Origin of the sequence: Sphingomonas xinjiangensis (assembly GCF_014199255.1) — a bacterium.
Taxonomy (GTDB): Bacteria; Pseudomonadota; Alphaproteobacteria; order Sphingomonadales; family Sphingomonadaceae; genus Sphingomonas; species Sphingomonas xinjiangensis.
On the sequence record NZ_JACIJF010000003.1, the window covers coordinates 202,700 to 220,215 of the forward strand.

At 66.1% G+C, this 17,516-nt stretch carries 19 protein-coding genes; 5 read left to right on the forward strand and 14 right to left on the reverse strand.

What is annotated here, in order from left to right:
* From FHT02_RS06720 to FHT02_RS06780, 13 genes are all read right to left on the reverse strand, one after another.
* Entirely contained in the window at positions 1 to 1,104 is a 1,104-nt protein-coding gene (locus FHT02_RS06720; RefSeq protein ID WP_184085814.1) for a glycosyltransferase, read from the reverse strand.
* Positions 1,101 to 2,153 (reverse strand): 3-isopropylmalate dehydrogenase, encoded by a 1,053-nt coding sequence (gene leuB, locus FHT02_RS06725; protein ID WP_184085816.1) that lies wholly within the window; start codon positions 2,151 to 2,153, stop codon positions 1,101 to 1,103. Before leuB ends, FHT02_RS06720 begins: the two co-directional genes overlap by 4 nt.
* A 46-nt stretch (positions 2,154 to 2,199) precedes the next feature.
* Positions 2,200 to 2,931, reverse strand: coding sequence for a DNA repair protein RecO (recO, locus tag FHT02_RS06730; protein WP_184085818.1), 732 nt, complete (start codon positions 2,929 to 2,931; stop codon positions 2,200 to 2,202).
* Positions 2,932 to 2,940: 9 nt separating this feature from the next.
* Positions 2,941 to 3,879, reverse strand: coding sequence for a GNAT family N-acetyltransferase (locus FHT02_RS06735; protein ID WP_184086273.1), 939 nt, complete (start codon positions 3,877 to 3,879; stop codon positions 2,941 to 2,943).
* A 5-nt stretch (positions 3,880 to 3,884) separates the two neighbouring features.
* Positions 3,885 to 4,841: a polysaccharide deacetylase family protein gene (locus tag FHT02_RS06740; protein WP_184085820.1), complete on the reverse strand. Its 957-nt coding sequence runs from the start codon at positions 4,839 to 4,841 to the stop codon at positions 3,885 to 3,887.
* Positions 4,842 to 4,908: 67 nt separating this feature from the next.
* The gene (locus tag FHT02_RS06745; RefSeq protein ID WP_184085822.1) at positions 4,909 to 5,490 is read right to left on the reverse strand and encodes a DUF4760 domain-containing protein; all 582 of its coding nucleotides are present in this window, start codon (positions 5,488 to 5,490) and stop codon (positions 4,909 to 4,911) included.
* 161 nt (positions 5,491 to 5,651) lie between these two features.
* Positions 5,652 to 7,574, reverse strand: coding sequence for an excinuclease ABC subunit UvrC (gene uvrC, locus FHT02_RS06750; protein WP_184085824.1), 1,923 nt, complete (start codon positions 7,572 to 7,574; stop codon positions 5,652 to 5,654).
* 34 nt (positions 7,575 to 7,608) lie between these two features.
* Entirely contained in the window at positions 7,609 to 7,812 is a 204-nt protein-coding gene (locus tag FHT02_RS06755) for a hypothetical protein (protein WP_184085826.1), read from the reverse strand.
* A 96-nt stretch (positions 7,813 to 7,908) separates the two neighbouring features.
* Positions 7,909 to 8,550 carry a F0F1 ATP synthase subunit B family protein gene (locus FHT02_RS06760; protein ID WP_246352232.1) on the reverse strand — a complete coding sequence of 214 codons (642 nt, stop codon included), beginning with the start codon at positions 8,548 to 8,550 and terminating at the stop codon, positions 7,909 to 7,911.
* Complete coding sequence (locus FHT02_RS06765) at positions 8,543 to 9,034, reverse strand: F0F1 ATP synthase subunit B family protein (RefSeq protein WP_184085828.1); 492 nt, start codon at positions 9,032 to 9,034, stop codon at positions 8,543 to 8,545. Before FHT02_RS06765 ends, FHT02_RS06760 begins: the two co-directional genes overlap by 8 nt.
* A 50-nt stretch (positions 9,035 to 9,084) precedes the next feature.
* Positions 9,085 to 9,312, reverse strand: coding sequence for a F0F1 ATP synthase subunit C (locus FHT02_RS06770; RefSeq protein WP_033922931.1), 228 nt, complete (start codon positions 9,310 to 9,312; stop codon positions 9,085 to 9,087).
* Positions 9,313 to 9,357: 45 nt separating this feature from the next.
* Complete coding sequence (locus FHT02_RS06775; RefSeq protein WP_484592914.1) at positions 9,358 to 10,149, reverse strand: F0F1 ATP synthase subunit A; 792 nt, start codon at positions 10,147 to 10,149, stop codon at positions 9,358 to 9,360.
* Between the two features lie 45 nt (positions 10,150 to 10,194).
* The gene (locus FHT02_RS06780; protein WP_184085832.1) at positions 10,195 to 10,512 is read right to left on the reverse strand and encodes an AtpZ/AtpI family protein; all 318 of its coding nucleotides are present in this window, start codon (positions 10,510 to 10,512) and stop codon (positions 10,195 to 10,197) included.
* Between the two features lie 300 nt (positions 10,513 to 10,812).
* On the opposite strand from FHT02_RS06780, the gene FHT02_RS06785 reads away from it, so the two are divergent.
* Positions 10,813 to 11,577, forward strand: a complete 765-nt coding sequence (locus FHT02_RS06785) for a hypothetical protein (RefSeq protein ID WP_184085834.1) — start codon at positions 10,813 to 10,815, stop codon at positions 11,575 to 11,577.
* Between the two features lie 28 nt (positions 11,578 to 11,605).
* Complete coding sequence (gene radC / locus FHT02_RS06790) at positions 11,606 to 12,331, forward strand: RadC family protein (protein ID WP_343056853.1); 726 nt, start codon at positions 11,606 to 11,608, stop codon at positions 12,329 to 12,331.
* A gap of 174 nt (positions 12,332 to 12,505) precedes the next feature.
* On the opposite strand, the gene FHT02_RS06795 is transcribed toward radC, so the two are convergent.
* Entirely contained in the window at positions 12,506 to 12,826 is a 321-nt protein-coding gene (locus FHT02_RS06795) for a hypothetical protein (protein ID WP_184085837.1), read from the reverse strand.
* Between the two features lie 186 nt (positions 12,827 to 13,012).
* Between FHT02_RS06795 and purB the strand changes: the two genes are divergently transcribed.
* From purB to FHT02_RS06810, 3 genes are read left to right on the forward strand one after another with little or no spacing between them, the layout of a single operon-like run.
* Positions 13,013 to 14,323, forward strand: a complete 1,311-nt coding sequence (gene purB, locus FHT02_RS06800; protein ID WP_184085839.1) for an adenylosuccinate lyase — start codon at positions 13,013 to 13,015, stop codon at positions 14,321 to 14,323.
* A complete protein-coding gene (locus tag FHT02_RS06805; protein WP_184085841.1) occupies positions 14,320 to 14,877 on the forward strand; it encodes a biliverdin-producing heme oxygenase in 558 nt (185 codons plus the stop codon). The genes purB and FHT02_RS06805 overlap by 4 nt, the downstream gene beginning before the upstream one ends.
* Positions 14,878 to 14,879: 2 nt before the next feature.
* On the forward strand, positions 14,880 to 17,459 hold the full coding sequence (locus FHT02_RS06810; RefSeq protein ID WP_184085843.1) for an HWE histidine kinase domain-containing protein: 2,580 nt from the start codon (positions 14,880 to 14,882) through the stop codon (positions 17,457 to 17,459).
* Positions 17,460 to 17,516: the final 57 nt, after the last annotated feature.

The following is a 17,516-nucleotide window of genomic DNA, read 5'->3' on the forward strand; positions in this document are numbered from 1 at the left end:
CTAATACCGCCCCCAGGTGAAGCGAGAGGACAGCACGAAGTTCCACACCGCCGCGACCACGATCCCGGCCAGCGCCGAGAGCCGCCAGTCGCCATGCTGCACGTTGTGGAGGAAGGCGGCCACGCCGACATTCGCTACTGCGCCGACTGCGCAAACCACACAAAAGCTGACCCAGCCACCCAGCAACTCGCGCGCCCCCTTCAGCCGCTGCTCGCGATAGGTAAGCGCATTGTTGAGGAAGAAGTTGAACGTCATCGCCACCAGCACGGCGGCGATCGTTGCGGTGACGAACGGGGCAGCGGCCCATCGGAACAGCAGCTCCAGCACCACAAGGTGGACGCCTGCTCCCAACGCTCCGATCGCCGAAAACATGGCGAAGCGGACCGGCACCACCTTGCCGAACATCCGGTCATACAGAGCGATGAGATATTCCATCGCCACAACGTGATCGAGTTTGCTCTCGCCCTGGGTGCGGGTGCGGAAGACATAGGGAAGCTCGACGAATTTCAACGGCCGCGGCGATGCCGTCATGATGTCGAGAAGGATCTTGAAGCCGATAGCGGAAAGCGTCGGCACGAGGCTGCGCACGATCTCGGCCCGGATCATGAAGAAGCCGCTCATCGGATCGCTGAGCTCGGCCTTGAGTACCCGGCGCGACAGCCTGGTAGCGAAGGCGGATTTAGCCACACGGTCACGGTCCCATTCGCCGGTGCCCCCGCCTTCGACGAACCGCGAGCCGACGACCACATCGAGCGAAGCATCGGCGGCGAGCGCTTCCAGCATGCGCGGGAGCAACTGTTCGTCATGCTGAAGGTCGCCGTCGATCACCGCCACCACCGGCGCGGCGGTGGCGCACATTCCTTCGATGCACGCCGAGGACAGCCCGCGCCGGCCAATGCGCTGGATCACGCGAACCCGGGGATCGACTCGCGCCAGTTCGCGCGCCGCATCAGCCGTACCGTCGGGGCTGTCATCGTCGACGAAGATCGCTTCCCAATTGCGCCCTTGAAGTGCCTGGTCGAGCTTGGCGATCAGCGTCGGGACATTCGCCCGTTCGTTGAAGGTCGGGATGATGACCGCAAGTTCGAGCAGCGCCAATGTCACCGCAGCGCCTGAACCACGGCGTCGCCCATCTGCTGGGTGGTATGCGTGCCGCCCAGATCGGGCGTACGCGCGCCGCCGACCAGCGCCTGCGCCACCGCCGCCTCGATCCGCTGGGCCGAAGCTTCGTTCTCCAGCGAGTGGCGCAGCAGCATCGCCGCGGACAGGATCGCCGCGCACGGATTGGCCTTGCCCTGCCCGGCGATGTCGGGTGCGCTGCCATGGATCGGCTCGTACATGCCGTTGGCCCCGCTTCCGCCGCTGAGCGAAGCGGAGGGCAGCATGCCGATCGAGCCCGCGCACATGCTCGCCTGGTCCGACAGGATGTCGCCGAACAGGTTGCCCGTCACGATCACGTCGAACTCGGCCGGGCGGCGGACCAACTGCATCGCGGCATTGTCGACATACATGTGGGTCAGGTGGACGTCGGGATATTCGGTGCTCAGCTCGTTGACGACGTCACGCCACAGCTGCGAGGTTTCCAGCACATTGGCTTTGTCGACCGAGCACAGCTTGCGCCGGCGCTTGCGGGCGGTCTCGAACCCGATCCGCGCGATCCGCTCCACTTCGCCCTCGTCATAGCCCATCCAGTCATAGCCCTGGCGCAGGCCTTCCTGGTTGGTGCGGCGGCCCTTTTCACCGAAATACACGTCGCCGGTGAGTTCGCGGACGATGACCAGGTCAAGCCCGGCGACCACTTCGGCCTTGAGCGGCGACGCGTCTTCAAGGCCCGGGAACAGCTTAGCCGGACGGATATTGGCGAACAGGCCGAGTTCGCGGCGGATGCCGAGCAGTGCCGCTTCCGGACGCAGCCGGCGTTCCAGCGCTTCGAAGCGGGGATCGCCAATCGCGCCAAACAGCACCGCATCGGCACGCTTGGCGAGCGCTACCGTTTCGGGCGGGAGCGGGCGGCCGGACTGGAGATAGGCGGCACCGCCAACGGGCGCTTCTTCGAACGAGAGCCCCAGATCGAGCGCTTCGAGCACGCGGCGCGCTTGGGTGGTAACTTCGGGCCCGATACCATCACCGGGCAGAACAGCAATCAGCGGCATCCGTGCTCCTTTTCGAAACTTGCCCGCTTTGCCGACCGGGCCGCGCTTACGCAACCGCCCGCTTGAGCCGGTCGACCAGCCGCACCCGAGTGGAGAGCAGGTCGGCGCCACGCCCGATCAGCAGGTCGCGCTCCAGGAAATGTCCGGTAAGGCGCAGGCCGTCGAGAATGTCGCTCCATTCCGCCGCCCCGCCCTCCGTCAGGAACTCCGGCAAGCGGAGCAACCGGTCCTCATAGCCGCTGGCACCCGCCCGGCTGACGGCAATGCCGGACTTGGGGCTGACATAGCCGAGATCCTGCATGGAGCCGGTCGCGGCGCAGCGTTCCAGGTCGAGCCCGAAGCCAAGCTCGGCGAGCAGCAACAGCTCATAGCGCACCATCGCCGTCGCCCATCCCCGCGCCGCCGGCGCCGCCTCGATCGCCGCGAGCACCCCGTCGAGTGCGGCGTAGAGGCGCGGATAAGGCTGCGCCTCGGGCAGCGTCGATGCGGTAAGCGCCGTGGCCCATTGCAGCGCGATCGCCGGCAGCGGCTCGCCGAACAGCGGCGCACGGCTGTGGATAAGCTCCACCGTCAGGCCCGCCAGTTGCTCCTCGGTGCGGGAACGCCATTCCCCCAGGATCAGGTTGGCAGGCTGAAGCACCGGCCGCAGCGCCCGTGAACGCCCCCCGCGGACATAGCCGGGCTGAAGTCCGTCCTGCTCGGTCAGCGCGCGGGCGACCGCGCCATGCTCGCCATGCCCGCGCACGCTCAGGAGAATGGCTTCGGCGCGCAGGTGCATGCTGCGGTGCTACCCGCGCCGCACTCTTTTGGCGAGATTGCCCAAGCCCGCGGCCTGCACCAGGCGCTTGGCGGCGGCGACGCTGCGGTCGAAACCGGCCAACGCTGTCATGGTCATGCGGTTGGCGAAAGACGGGCGCAGCAGCAGCAGGTCGACGCAGGAGATGCCGCCGGTGGCGAACTGGCGCTTGTGCTGCCCCTCGCCTTCGGTGAAGTCGAACGTGGCGAACGCGCCCTCGTCGAACAGGTCGTGCACCGCCTGAAGCTGGAGCACCGCGCCGGGCGACAACTCGTTGAACGCCGGATCGTGCCCGACATAGGCGTAGATGACCGTGTCACCGACGATCGGGCAATACAGATAGGCCGCAGGCTCGCCGGCGATATAGAGCAGCCAGGCCCGCACGCGGCCAACCGCTGCCGAGGCATGCATGCTGCGCACGAAATCGGGATTGTCGGGCAGACCGGAGCCGAGCAGCCGCTCCTGATAGGTGCGCAGTGAGATGCAGCGCGCGGCATCGTAGAACGCTTCCATTTCCGAGGGTCCGGAAAAGGCGCGGATGTCGAGTTCTCCGCCCGAGGCTGTCGCCACTTTCTTGGCCTTACGGCGCAGGCTCTGGCGGGTGTTGGACGACAGGCTGGCGAACCATCGCTCGAAGCTGAGGGTGAGATCGAGATAATAGCGGGTGTAGCGCTGACGCACGAACGGCAGCATGTCCCCCGACGCCTTGAGCAGCGGACCGACCAGTCCCTCGGGCAGCGAAGTCACGGCATAGCCATGCGCCTCGCGGTCCAGCGGCGGCAGCGCGGGTAACCGTGCGGTGCGGGCGTCCGCCAGGCTCAGCGGCACGCGCACCAACGTGCGATCCACCGTTATCAGCGTGCGGGCGCCGATCTCGAATTTCAGCTGGGTTTTGCGTGCACGGGAGGGATCGGCGCGCACTTCGCTCATCGCGTTCACGCCGCGCGCTCTTCGACCCAGTTGGACCAGAGCTGCTCAGCCTGGCGCAGCCGAGTACGAAGAAGGCTGGGGCCCAGAAGCTGATCCTGCGCGTCGAGCGGCAGCGCCGGGCCGTCGCGGAAATGTGTCGTCACCAAAGTTCCTCGCCGCTCCGCCAGCATGCGGCACAATGATTCGAACCGGCGGACATGCACTGCGTTTGGGCGCGTGCCGGCCCGGTTGGCAAGCTCGAAGCCATGTCCGACGATCGTCACTGCGACGTGCCGTTCCCTGGCCGCGTGGACAAGCGCGGCACGCATCTCGGCAGCGGACAGCGCGCAGATCTGGAAGTGGCGAAGGTGCCCCGGGCGATCCTCGATACACGTCACCGGCACTTCGATGATGCCGTTCCGCTCGATCGGGGCGATCTGGCGCGTGGGCAGGCCGATTGCGCTGGGCCAGGGATGCTCCGAGCCATTGTGGCTGGAATCGTAGCGGAAGCCGAGCGCGGCAAGCGCGCGGAGCGTATCGTCATTGGCAGAATAGGAGCCAGACCGGAACGCGGTGAGCGCCCCGGCGCCTGCCTGCGTCAGCAACTCGGCGGCCTGGTCGATCAACGCGCGCTGGCCATCCAGCCCATAGTCTATCAGCTCGAACAGGCCATAGCTCGCGCCCTTGTCACCGGCGCGGGCGCCGGTCCAGTTTGGGTGCAGGTGCAGTTGCACTTCCTGGCCGGCGTGCAGGATGCGCTCGACCACGCGCTTCACGGGATCGAGGCCATAGACCAACGCCGGCATCGGATCGACGAAGAAGCACGCCTTCAAACCATGGCGGTTCAATTGCGCCAGCTGCCACCCGACCCCCACGCCTGCCGGCTCCAGCGAACGCTCGGCAATAGTGGCGATGTCGTGCCCGGCGACATGATGGCGCCACATCAGTTCGGTGTCGATCGTGATGAAGACGCGGGTCGGCATGGGCTGAGTGTAAGGACGCGCAGTGAAGATTGCGTAACGGGTTAACTGTCCGCCTTGCCTGAAGGGTTCAAGGGGCCCCGGGGTCTCCCCGCCTCAATGCCGGCAGCGGGTCGTCGCCCGCGGTGATCGGCTGGGCCTCGGCTGGGGGCACGCGCGGGCGGTCGCGCAGGCGGATTGCCTCGCGGGACCAACGGCACGCCATGCGTTCATAATGCTCGAACACGCTGGGATGGTATTTCCAACTGCCGTCGGGCTGTTTGCGCCAGCGCTCCTGCTCGATCCAGGGCGCCGCTTCGTTCCAGTCGCGGACGAATGACTTGCCCATCCAGGCGCGATAGAAGCTCTCGTCCAGCACGCCGCGGCGAATGCCTAGCGCGATCAGCTCGTAATGATTGAGGTAGTCGTTGATCTGCCGGCGCCGGGTATCGGATGGCGGATCGTCCAGGAGCCCGGCAAAACCCGCGCCGCTGCGGCGCACCTCGGAAAAGGCGGCGTTTAGGTCGCGGTAATTCGGGGTAGACTCGGTCTTCTCGATCAAGTCGATGGTCGACTTCTTGCGGGCAAGCTCCCGCGCGCTGAATAGAGCGCGCAACGCCACCAGTGCGGACACCACCGCGACCGCGGGGGTGATATAAAACTGCCAGCCCATCACCGGCTATGCCGCACAGCGCAGGACGATCCCTGGCAGGGATTTGAGCGAACCGCTCAAGGATTTAGTCGCGAACGCCTTCGTACCGCATCATTCGAACTCCTGATGCAGCCAACATGGCGCCAAAGTGCGAAAAGTCAATGAACGGCCGGCCGGACCCATCACCGTGCGTGGTAGAAGTCGTAGACCTGTTGCGCGACACCCGCCGAAACCCCCGGCGCCTTTTGCAGATCCTCCAGGCTCGCATTGCGCACCGCGCGGCCGGTGCCGAAATGCATCAGCAGCGCCTTTTTGCGCGCCGGGCCGATGCCCGGCACCTCGTCGAGCGGCGAGGCGCCGATCGCCTTGGCGCGCTTGTCGCGATGCGCGCCGATGGCGAAGCGGTGAACCTCGTCGCGCAGCCGCTGGAGGTAGAACAGCACCGGCGAGTTGACCGGCAGCGTCAGTTCGCGCCCATCCATCAGGTGGAACACTTCGCGCCCGTCCCGGCCATGATGCGGACCCTTGGCCACGCCGACCAGACACACATCCTCGATGCCCAGATCTTCGAGCACGCCCTTGACCGCGTTCAACTGCCCGCGACCGCCATCGATCAGCACCAGATCGGGCCAGTCGCCCTGAGTCCGGTCCGGATCCTCAGCCTGCGCGCGCGCGAAGCGGCGGCCGAACACCTCGCGCATCATCCCGTAATCGTCGCCGGCGATCGTCTCGGGACGCTTGATGTTGAACTTGCGATACTGGTTCTTGCGGAAGCCCTCCGGCCCCGCCACGACCATCGCCCCCAGCGCATTGGTGCCCTGGATGTGGCTGTTGTCATAGACCTCGATGCGGTTGGGCGGCTCGGGCAATTCGAACAGGTCGGCCACTTCGGACAGCAGCTTGGCCTGCGTGGTGCTCTCCGCCAGACGCCGGTCGAGCGCCTCGACTGCATTGCGCTGCGCCTGTTCGAGCAGGCGCCGGCGCGGCCCGCGCTGCGGCACGCCGATCGCGACCTTGTGCCCCGATCGCTCGGCCAGTGCTTCCGACAGCAGCTTGGCCTCTTCCAGATTGCGGTCGACGAAGATCGTCTTGGGTGGCGGCACTTCCTCATAGAATTGCATGAGGAACTGGGTGAGCACTTCGTCTTCGGGGACTTCGTTGGTGTGCGCGGGGAAGAAGCTGCGATGCCCCCAATTCTGCCCGCCGCGGATGAAGAACGCCTGGATGCCCATCGTGCCCGACTTGCAGGCAAGCGCAAAGATGTCGACGTCGCCGACCCCTTCCGCGTTGATCGCCTGGCTGCCCTGGATAAAGGTCAGCGCCTTGAGCCGGTCGCGCAGAATCGCCGCCAGCTCGAAGTCGAGCCCTTCCGCGGCGGCTTGCATCTGCTCGCCCAGCTTGGCCTGGACCTGCGTCTTCTTGCCCTGCAGGAAATTGCGCGCGTCCGACACCAGCTCCGCATAGCCTTCGGTGTCGATCCGCCCCACGCACGGCGCCGAGCAGCGGCGGATCTGGTAGAGCAGGCACGGCCGGTCGCGCGTCGCGAAGAAGCTGTCGGTGCACGATCGCAGCAGGAACAGCTTTTGCAGCGCGTTGAGCGTCTGGCGCACCTGCCCCGCCCCGGCGAACGGCCCGAAATAATCGCCCTTGTAGCGCCGCGCGCCGCGATGGAGCTGGACGCGGGCGAAGTCGTGATCGTGGCGCAGCAGGATGAACGGGAACGACTTATCGTCGCGCAGCAGCACGTTGTACGGCGGGCGATAGCGTTTGATCAGCTGCGCCTCGAGCAGCAGCGCCTCTGCCTCGTTGTTGGTGGTGACGATCGTCATCGACCGGGTCTGCGCCACCATCCGCTGAAGCCGCTTCGACAGGCGGGTGACCTGGGTATAGTTGGTGACGCGGTTCTTCAGCGCCCGCGCCTTGCCGACATACAGCACGTCGCCGCGCGCATCCTGCATGCGGTACACGCCCGGGCGAATCGGCAGCGTCTGCAACACGTTGCGGATCGCCGCGACCCCCGCTTCCAGGTCGGGCGTCTCGGCACCGCGAACCGTATAGGTCGCGGTTTCCTCGTTGAATCGATTGGGGGAATTCGGGTCCGACATTGCCAGCCGATCTAGGGAGTCGTGGGCCTCCGCGCTACTTCTGCGCCGCCGCTTTCTCCATGCGCTGCGCCTCGGCCTCGATCTGGTTCATCATCTCCTGCGCGCGCAGGCCGATATCCTCGCGCTCCCGCTTTTCCTTCGCCTGATGGCGCAGCGCCAGGACGAGCACGGCCGCTGCCAGCACGAGCGTGACGATGCCGGCGATCTGGAGCCAGCGATAGCGGGAGTTCGGGGCCATGCGACTGCCTTAGCCGCGCTTCCCGGCCTCGTCATGAAAAATGCCGCCCTCCAGCATCCCGGAGAGCGGCATCTGAACCTTGCGGGACAGTCGAACTCAGTTGAGCCGGCCAAGCCCCGAAATCGTCCGGTCGACCAGCGGGCGGTCAGCCGCAGCGTCGTGCTTCTGCGCGATGATCGCGGCAGCCGCCTGAGTCGCGGCGTCGGCAGCCTTGGCGCGGATCGCGTCCACGGCGGCGCGTTCGGCCGCAGCGATCTTGTCCTCGGCCATCTTGGCGCGGCGGGCAGTCAGCTCGATTGCATCCGCCTCGGCCTTGGCGAGCACGGCCTTGGCCTCCTCGTCGGCATGGGCGATCATCGCCTGTGCCTCGGTCTCGATCGCTGCGATCTTGCGCGCATATTCGTCACGCAGCGCTTCGGCCTCGGCGCGAAGCTGCTTGGCCTCGTCCAGGCGCGATCGGATCGCCGCGATCTGGCCGTCCAGCCCGCGGGCGATCGCAGCCGGCACGCGCTTGAACACCAGCACGGCCAGGAACACCGCCATGGCGATAGATACCCAGACGGTCGCATCCAGGCCGAACACCGACGGATCGGGATGGTGCGTACCGGTCGGGCCGATGCCGCCCTCTTCGGTCGAGAGTGCATGCTCGCCGGTGTCACGCAGCGGCATGCCCTCGCCGTGACGCGCGGCGGTCAGGTTATTGTCGGCAGCGACGCCGCCATCCTGTGCCTCAGCCATGGAGCACCGCCTTCACTGCATGCTCGGCCTCGATGGCCGAAACTTCGGCGCCCGACAGGCGTGCGACGATGTCGCGCGCGGCGTCGGCGGCCACTGCCTCGATTTCCGCATTAGCGGCAACGGTTGCGCTGGCGATGCGGGCTTCGGCCGCGGCGATCTCCGCATCCTGGGCGGCACCAGCCGCCTTGAGCCGTGCTTCCGCAGCCGCAGCACCCTGCGCACGTGCTTCCGCAACGCGCGCGGTCGCCGCTTCGCGTGCCGCGTTCTCGCGTGTCCGCCACTGCGCTTCCGCCGTGTCGGCAGCCGTGCGTGCGGCTTCCGCCTCCGCCAGGTCGCTTGTCACGGCCTGGTCGCGCTGGTCGACGGTGGAAAGCACCCGGGGCAACATGCCCAGGCCCACCACGAAGAAGACGAAGCCGAACGCCAGCAACGTCCAGAAGATCTGGGACGCGTAGGTATCGGCGATCTGTTCTATCTGAGGCATTGCAATCCCATGCCGAAAACGGGCCGGCGCTTAAGGCCGGCCCGGAACCGTTAGGCGACGAAGATCAGCAGCACTGCAACGACGAACGCGAGCAGGCCGAGAAGCTCGGCAGCCGCGAAGCCGATGAACATGTTGCCCTGCTGGCTGGCAGCGGCACCCGGGTTGCGCAGCGCGCCCTGGAGATATGCCGAGAAGACGTTGCCCACGCCCAGCGCGGCCAGGCCGGCGCCGATTGCTGCAAGGCCGGCGCCGAGGAGCTTGATCGAGTCTGCGTCCATTTGAGATACTCCCTAGAAAATTCGAAGTTGGTCAGGAAAAGCGGATCAATGATGGTCGTGCAGGTGCACGGCATCGTTGATGTAGAGCGAAGTGAGCAGCGCGAAGACATAGGCCTGCACGCCTGCCACCAGCATTTCGAGCGCCGACACACCGGCCATCAGCGCGAAGCTCGGCACGCCGACCAGGATGCCCAGCCCTGCGCTGGTGTTGCCCGCGTTGATGATGAAGCCGGCCAGCACCTTTAGCAGGATGTGCCCCGCGGTCATCGCCACGAACAACCGCAGCGCCAGGCTGAACGGGCGCACCATGAACGAGACGAACTCGATCGGGGCCACGAGCAGCAGCACGGGGATCGGCGTCCCCTTGGGCGCGAACAGCGAAAAGAAGCGGAAGCCATGCTTCGCGAAGCCGACGACCAGCACGATCGCAAAGCTCAGGATCGCCAGCACGCCGGTGACGGTGAAGTGGCTGGTGACGGTGAAGGGGTGCACGCCGACAATGCCGAACGGCAGCAGGCCGAGCACGTTGGCGAACAGGATGAACATGAACAGCGAGAACACGTAGGGCGTGAACTTGCGCCCTTCCTTGCCGATATTCGCCTTGAGCAGATTGTCGATGAAGTTGGTGAAGGTCTCCACCATCATCTGCCAGCGGCCCGGCACGATCGCGCGCTTCATGCCGCCCAGCATGAATACCCACAGCGCCACGGCCGCCACGCACATCCACAATGCCGAGTTCGTGAAGGCGATCTGGTGACCGGCCAGGTTGAAGCCGTCCCAGATGGTCTGCACCTCGAACTGGTGCATTGGATCGATCTTTCCGCCGCCTGCCGCCACGCTCGTTTACCCTCAAGCCCAGTTAGCCAAAGCGCCCGAAGGTTCTCACTTCGAGCGCTGATTCGAAATCCGTATGATGTTCCTGAAAGCACTGGCTATTCCGAGGAACAGCAGCGTCAACAGGAGCCAGGGTGTCGTGCCGAGCAGCCAATCGAGCGTATAGCCGATCACTGCCCCGCCGATCATGCCGCCGATCAGTTCGGCCAGCACCCGATTGCCCAGGCGATAATTGGCATCTGCCTCGCCTGTCGGTGCGCCGTTTCTGACCGCCTCTTCCGATTTCGCCCGCTTGAGCCGCTCATCGAGCGACGTGATGCGTGCATCCTCCTGAAGGGGTTTAAGCCCGGGCTCTTCCTCTGCCATCTCGCCTCTCCTTTATACCGTTTCCGGAGGCCAGGCGCGATGTGCCGAGGGCGAGCCCGCCAAGGCAAGGGCGCTTTAGGAAGGGCTCTCCGGCGAGTCAACCTTTGCAACAATTCGGTAAGGCCTCGTTCATCCGCGGCGACGCCCGAAAAAGTCGCGAACGCCTGACCCTATCGCCTGGGTTTATCCAAAGCGAGACCTCGCAGGATTAACAAAGCGCCGTCATGAGGGGGATGGTATCTTCACAGATCCATCACCCTCCTCCTAATTGGGCCGCGACCGTAACAACAAGGAATCAAAGTGGCAGTCTCGTCCAAGAAGCGGCCGGTTCGCAATATCGTCCTGATTTTCATCAGTGTCTTTATCGGCCTCTTTGCCGCGAAGTTCGGAATGTACGCCTTCAACAATCGACCCGGCGCGGTCGAAGCGGAGTTCGAGCAGGCGGTGCAGAACGATGCCACTGTCGGCCCGATGTTCCAGGCGATGCAACAGTATTTCCCCGCCGACTACGCCGCGCTGAAAACGGAGATGGCGACGCAGCACCGCGCGGGCGCGAGCAACCAGATGCTGACCCAACTTGGTTTCCAGCGCCTGGCCGCCTTCCGCAGCAGCCACCTTCGCGACCTTGCCCAGGCACCCTCGACCGAATTGGCAGCCTTCCGCAAGAGCCAGGCGGCATTGATCGATCAGCTTGCCCAGGAATCGCAGAGCATGTGTGCGCGCTTCACCTTCGCCACGCTGTCCCCTACCGACCAACCCTCACCGGCCGGACAGAAGGCGCTGGCAGAGTTCGGTGCGGTGCAGTTCCGCGCGATCGCCGCGGGGCAGAAGACGCCCGCCAAGCGGCCTACCGACGCGCCCCAGCAGAAGGATGCCCAGGCGTTGGTTGCGCAGATGAAAGCACAGGGCCTGTCCGAACAGCAGATGAGCGCGTTCCTGAGGGGCGGCACCGGCCTGACCGAGGCCGAGAAGTGCAAGACCGGTGTTACGCTGAGCAAGGCCTTGGCAAAGCTGCCGACGGACCAGGCCGACCGCATCACTGCGGTCATGGTGTCGAACTCCTAATCCCCTAGCGCGCAGCAGGAGCCGGATGGTGGCCGAAGATCCGCGGGATGACAGCACCACTCCCTTAGAGGGTGACACTAGCCCGCCGGACAACAGTGGTCACCGCGGCCGCCTTCGAAAGCGTTTATTCGAAGGCGGCCCGGACGCGCTGCTCGACCACGAGCTGGTCGAGTATCTTTTAGCACTCGCCATCCCACGGCGCGATACCAAGCCGCTCGCCAAGGCGCTGCTGCTCGAGTTCGGCGGCATCGCCGGCCTGTTCACCGCGGATGCGGAGGCGATCGCTCGCTTTCCGGGGATGGGCGAGATCAGCACCGCCGCCATCAAGGTTCCCCAAGCCGCCGCTTTGCGGCTGCTGCGCGCGCAAGTGGCGGAACGCCCGGTGCTCGCCAACTGGCAGGCGTTGCTCGATTATCTGCGCGCCGACATGGCGCACCACACGATCGAGCGCGTCCGGGTCCTGCACCTCAATTCCAAGAACATGCTGATCCGCGACGAGCTGATGAACGAGGGCTCAATCGACGAAGCCCCGGTCTACGTCCGCGAAGTCATCCGCCGCGCGATCGACCCGGGCTCGGCTGCGATCATCCTGGTGCACAACCACCCGTCCGGAGATCCCTCCCCCTCCCGCGCCGATATCGAGATCACCCGGGCGGTGGCGGAAGCGGGCAAGCGGCTGAACATCGTCGTCCACGATCATGTCATCATCGGTGCGGAAGGCCATACCAGCCTGCGCGCCAAGGGGCTGATCTGACTCCGTAGCCCTCCGGCGTCCTCCGGGCAGCTGCCATGCAACCCTCCACAGTTCCCCGGCGAAGGCCGGGGCCCAGCTTCGGGATGTCCGGTAGGGCGTCCTGCCCCCCGATCCGCCCGCAACTGGCCCCGGCTTCCGCCGGGAACACAGCTGCCTTACCTGCCCGCAGGCACGTCACTCCTTCGGGCGGTTCCTGTCCTTCTTGCGCGTCGTCCCCGGCGCCGGCGTGGCAGCCGGCAAGGGCCCGGGCGTCGGCTGCGCAGCCTCGGTCGCGGGCGGCGGCGTGGGGCTTGGCGTAGGCACTCGCGCGGCCTCGGCTGGATCTCCGGGAGGCGCATCGTCGGTCATCGCCGCCGGGTCTGCCTGGGGCTGGCTGGGCTGTGGCGGCGTTTGCGGCTGGGTTTCCGGATGCGCGGTCTGCGGGGTTGGCGTCTGCTGCGCCGCTGCGGGAAACGCCAGCGTCAGCGATCCGGATAGGAGCAATGCCTTCAGCATCATCTGCTCTCCTCTTTTGCACTCCGCACCGCGTCAGGCGCTGCCGGAGATACCTGCAAAGGAAGGAATGCACCGCGTCGCGCCGGGTTCCGCCGCCCGGTTTGCGGCCCCTTCCCCTCCCTGCTAGAGGCCCGCCGATCCATTCCGTCGAGCGGTGCGCCCGACGCCCGAGCCAAGAGGAAAGCCATGGTCCCCCGTTATGCCCGCGCCGAGATGACGGCGATCTGGTCCCCCGAAGCACGCTTCGCCATCTGGTTCGAGATCGAGGCGCATGCGACCGAGGCGCTGGGCGAACTGGGCGTGGTGCCCAAATCGGCGGCCAAGGCGCTGTGGGACTGGTGGGCGACCAATCCGACCATCGACGTTGCGGCTATCGACGCGATCGAAGCCGTCACCAAGCATGACGTCATCGCCTTCCTCACCTGGGTCGCCGAGCAGGTCGGCGACGAAGCCCGCTTCATGCACCAGGGCATGACCAGCTCGGACGTGCTCGACACCTGCCTGTCGGTCCAGCTCGCCCGTGCCAGCGACATCCTGCTCGCCGATCTCGACCAGCTGCTCGAAACACTCAAGCGCCGCGCGATCGAGCACAAGCTTACCCCGACCATCGGGCGCAGCCACGGCATCCATGCCGAGCCGGTCACGTTCGGCCTCAAGCTCGCCCAGGCCTATGCCGAGTTCAAGCGCAACCGCGAGCGCCTGGTCGCCGCGCGTGCCGACATCGCCACGTGCGCCATCTCGGGCGCGGTCGGCACCTTCGCCAATATCGATCCGCGCGTCGAAGCGCATGTCGCGAATAAGCTCGGCCTCTCCATCGAGCCGGTCTCGACCCAGGTGATCCCGCGCGACCGCCACGCGATGTTCTTCGCCACCTTGGGCGTCATCGCCTCCTCCATCGAGCGGCTCGCGACCGAAGTCCGTCACTTGCAGCGCACCGAAGTGCTCGAGGCCGAGGAGTATTTCTCGCCCGGCCAGAAGGGCTCGTCGGCGATGCCGCACAAGCGCAATCCTGTGCTGACCGAGAACCTGACCGGCCTCGCCCGCATGGTGCGCAGCGCCACCGTCCCCGCGATGGAGAATGTCGCGCTGTGGCATGAGCGCGACATCAGCCACTCCTCGGTCGAGCGCTATATCGGTCCCGACGCGACGATCACCCTCGACTTCGCCCTCGCGCGCTTGAACGGCGTGATGGACAAGCTGCTCGTCTATCCGGCGCGCATGCAGAAGAATCTGGACCGCATGGGCGGCCTCGTCCACTCGCAGCGCGTGCTGCTCGCCCTCACCCAGGCCGGCGTAAGCCGCGAGGACAGCTATCGCCTCGTCCAGCGCAACGCGATGAAGGTGTGGGAGAGCGACGGCGAACTCTCGCTGCTCGAACTGCTCAAGGCCGATCCCGAAGTCACCGCCGCACTGTCGGCGGAGGAACTTGAGGACAAGTTCGACCTGGGCTATCACTTCGCACAGGTCGACACGATCTTCGAACGCGTGTTCGGGTGAACCCCAGCCACAAGGCGCTACGCGACAACACCCGCGAAGCGCACGAGCGCGTCGACGGGGCCTTTGCCGCTTTCGACCTGACGCAGCGGAACGAGTATGCCGCGTTCCTCCGCGCGCATGCCGAGGTGCTATTGCCGCTCGAAGCCGCGCTGGATGCAGCCGGTGCGGAGCAGGTCACGCCGGACTGGCCCATGCGCAAGCGCGGCGGATTGATCGGCGAGGACCTCGCCTTCTTGCGCGACGCCGGGCGGCACGCGCCGCCCGCCGCACCCGAAGCATGGCGGCTCGACACGCTCGAGGCAGCCGCAGGCGCTCTGTATGTGCTCGAAGGGTCGCGGCTTGGCGGCAAGTTCCTCGCCCGGCAATTGCCCCTGAGCTTCCCGCGCGCCTACCTTGCTCCAGATCAACCGGCTGAAAAATGGCGCAATCTGCTGGATCGCATAGACGCGATCCTGTACGAGCCTGCTCGATTGCAGTCCGCCCTTGCTGCCGCGCATCTCGCCTTTGCAGCCTTTGAGCGTTCGGCGGTGCGTTGGGTGCAAGTCAAGGACTGAGAGTGGCGGATCAGGAACCCGAATTCGAAGTCGACCTCACAAATTGTGACCGCGAGCCGATCCACGAACTCGGCGCAATTCAGCCATTTGGGTTTCTGCTGGCGCTTTCCACCGACTGGATGGTGCGCCGCGCGTCGGCCAATATCGGCGACTTCTTCGGCACCGCCGCCGAGGATCTGCTCGGCATGCCGGCCATCGACCTGTTCGGCGAGCACGCCGTCCACATGATCCGCAACCGGCTCGCCATGCTGCGCGGCCCGGATGCGGTGGAGCGGCTATTCGCGGTAAAGCTCGCCGATAAACGCCGCTTCGACTTCGCACTGCAGATGGTCGGCGACACCATCATTGTCGAAGGCGAACCGACCAACGAGGAAAGCAGCACCGACGCCGGATCGGCGATCCGCGCGATGATGGCCCGGCTCGACGATACGCCGGACACGTCCGCTTTCTACCGCGAAGGCGCACGCCAGGTCCGCGCGCTGACCGGCTTCGACCGCGTCATGGTCTATCGCTTCGAGCCCGACGGCGCGGGCGTCGTCGTCGCCGAAGCCGCGCGTGCGGGCATCGGCAGCTTTCTGGACCTGCGCTATCCGGCGTCGGACATTCCCAAGCAGGCGCGGCAGCTTTACATTCGCACGCCCTTCCGGATCATCGCCGACGTCAATGCCACGCCGGTGCCGATCCTGCCGCGCCTGGACGAAACCGGCGCACCGATCGATCTGTCGCTTTCGGTGCTTCGCTCGGTGTCGCCGATCCACATCGAGTATCTCAAGAACATGGGGGTGGGCGCCTCCTTGTCCATCTCGATCATCGTCGAGGGCAAGCTCTGGGGCCTGTTCGCCTGCCACCATTACAGCCATCGCCGCCCGGCCTTTGAGCGCCGCTCGATCGCCGAGCTGTTCGGCCAGATGTTCGCGCTCAAACTTGAAAGCCGCGAACGCCGCGACCTCGCCAAGTTCGAGACTGCGGCCCGCGCCAGCAGCGACCGCCTGCTCGCAGCGGTCGCGGGCGACGCTACGCTGCTCGACAATCCCGAATGGCTCGCCGCGATGCTGCGCGAGACGGTGCCGTGCGACGGCATTGCCATCTGGATCAACGGCAAATGCTCGCACACCGGCCTCACGCCGCCGCCCGGCGCGCTGCCGGCTCTGGTGCGCCGCCTCAACGCGATGGCAGCGGGCCGCATCTTCGCCACCGACCATCTCGTCGACACGCTGTCCTCCGCGGCCGACTATCAGGATGTTGCGGCCGGGGTGCTCGCCATTCCCATTTCGCGCAGCCCGCGCGATTATGTGATGCTGTTTCGCCAGGAGCGGGTCCGCACAGTTCGCTGGGCAGGCGATCCGCACAAGCCCGCGCAGCTCGGCCCCAACGGCGCGCGCCTCACGCCCCGCCAAAGCTTCGCGCTTTGGAGCCAGGAGGTGCGCGGCCGCTCCGAGCCGTTCACCGCCGTGGAAGTCCGCGTTGCCGAAATGCTGCGTGTTTCGCTGATCGAGATCGTGCTGCGCCTGTCGGACGAAGCGCAGGAAGAGCGCAAGCGCTCGTCCGAGCGGCAGGAACTGCTGATCGCGGAGCTCAATCACCGCGTCCGCAACATCCTCAGCCTCATCCGCGGCCTGGTTCGCCAGTCGCTCGACCCCGAAGCCGACACCCGCAACACCATCGCCCTGCTCGAAGGCCGCATCGAAAGCCTGGCGCGCGCGCACGACCAGATCACCCAGGATAATTGGAGCGCCGCCCCGCTCGGCCAGCTGATCGCAACCGAAGCCGCCGCCTTTCTCGCCAGCAAGAGCCAGCGCCTGTCCTGCGAAGGCGTGCCGGTGCTGCTCGATCCCAATGCCTTCTCCACCTTGGCGTTGGTCTTTCACGAGCTGATGACCAATTCCGCCAAATATGGCGCACTGTCGGACAATGGCACCGTGCAGGTGACCTGGCGCATCACCGACGATGGCGATCTGCGCATCAGCTGGCGCGAACGCGGCGGGCCGGCGGTGAAGCCGCCCAAGCGCCAGGGCTTCGGCACCACCATCATCCAGCGCTCGATCCCCTATGATCTGGGCGGCACCGCGGATGTGCGCTACGTGCTGACCGGGCTGGAAGCTGATTTCTGCATCCCGGCAGGCCACATCTCGCGCGAGGAGCCGAGCCGCGCCTCCACGTCCACCTCCAGCGCGGCCATGGCCCTCGTCGCCTCCGGAGAAGTCGCGCCGGGGGTGAAGCCGATTGCGGGCGTGGTGTTGTTGGTCGAAGACAGCCTGATCATCGCCATGGACGCAGAGGACATCCTCACTCGTCTGGGCGCCACCCGCGTCGTGACCGCCGCCACGCTAGCCCAGGCCCGGCGCGAGCTGGAGGCGGACGCCTTCGAGCTGGCGGTGCTCGACGTCAATCTGGGTTCGGAGACCAGCCTGCCGATCGCCCAGATGCTGCGCGACCGTGGCACGCCCTATATCTTCGCCACAGGCTATGGCGAGCAGCTCCGCCTGCCCGATGAGCATGAAGGCGCGACCGTTATCCAGAAGCCCTACACGTTCGCCAGCCTGGGCAATGCGATCGCACGGACGCTGCGCCCGAACGGCTGACCGCCGGCTTGCCTTGTGGATTTGCCGGCCTAGCTTCGCCACGAATCACAAGGAGAG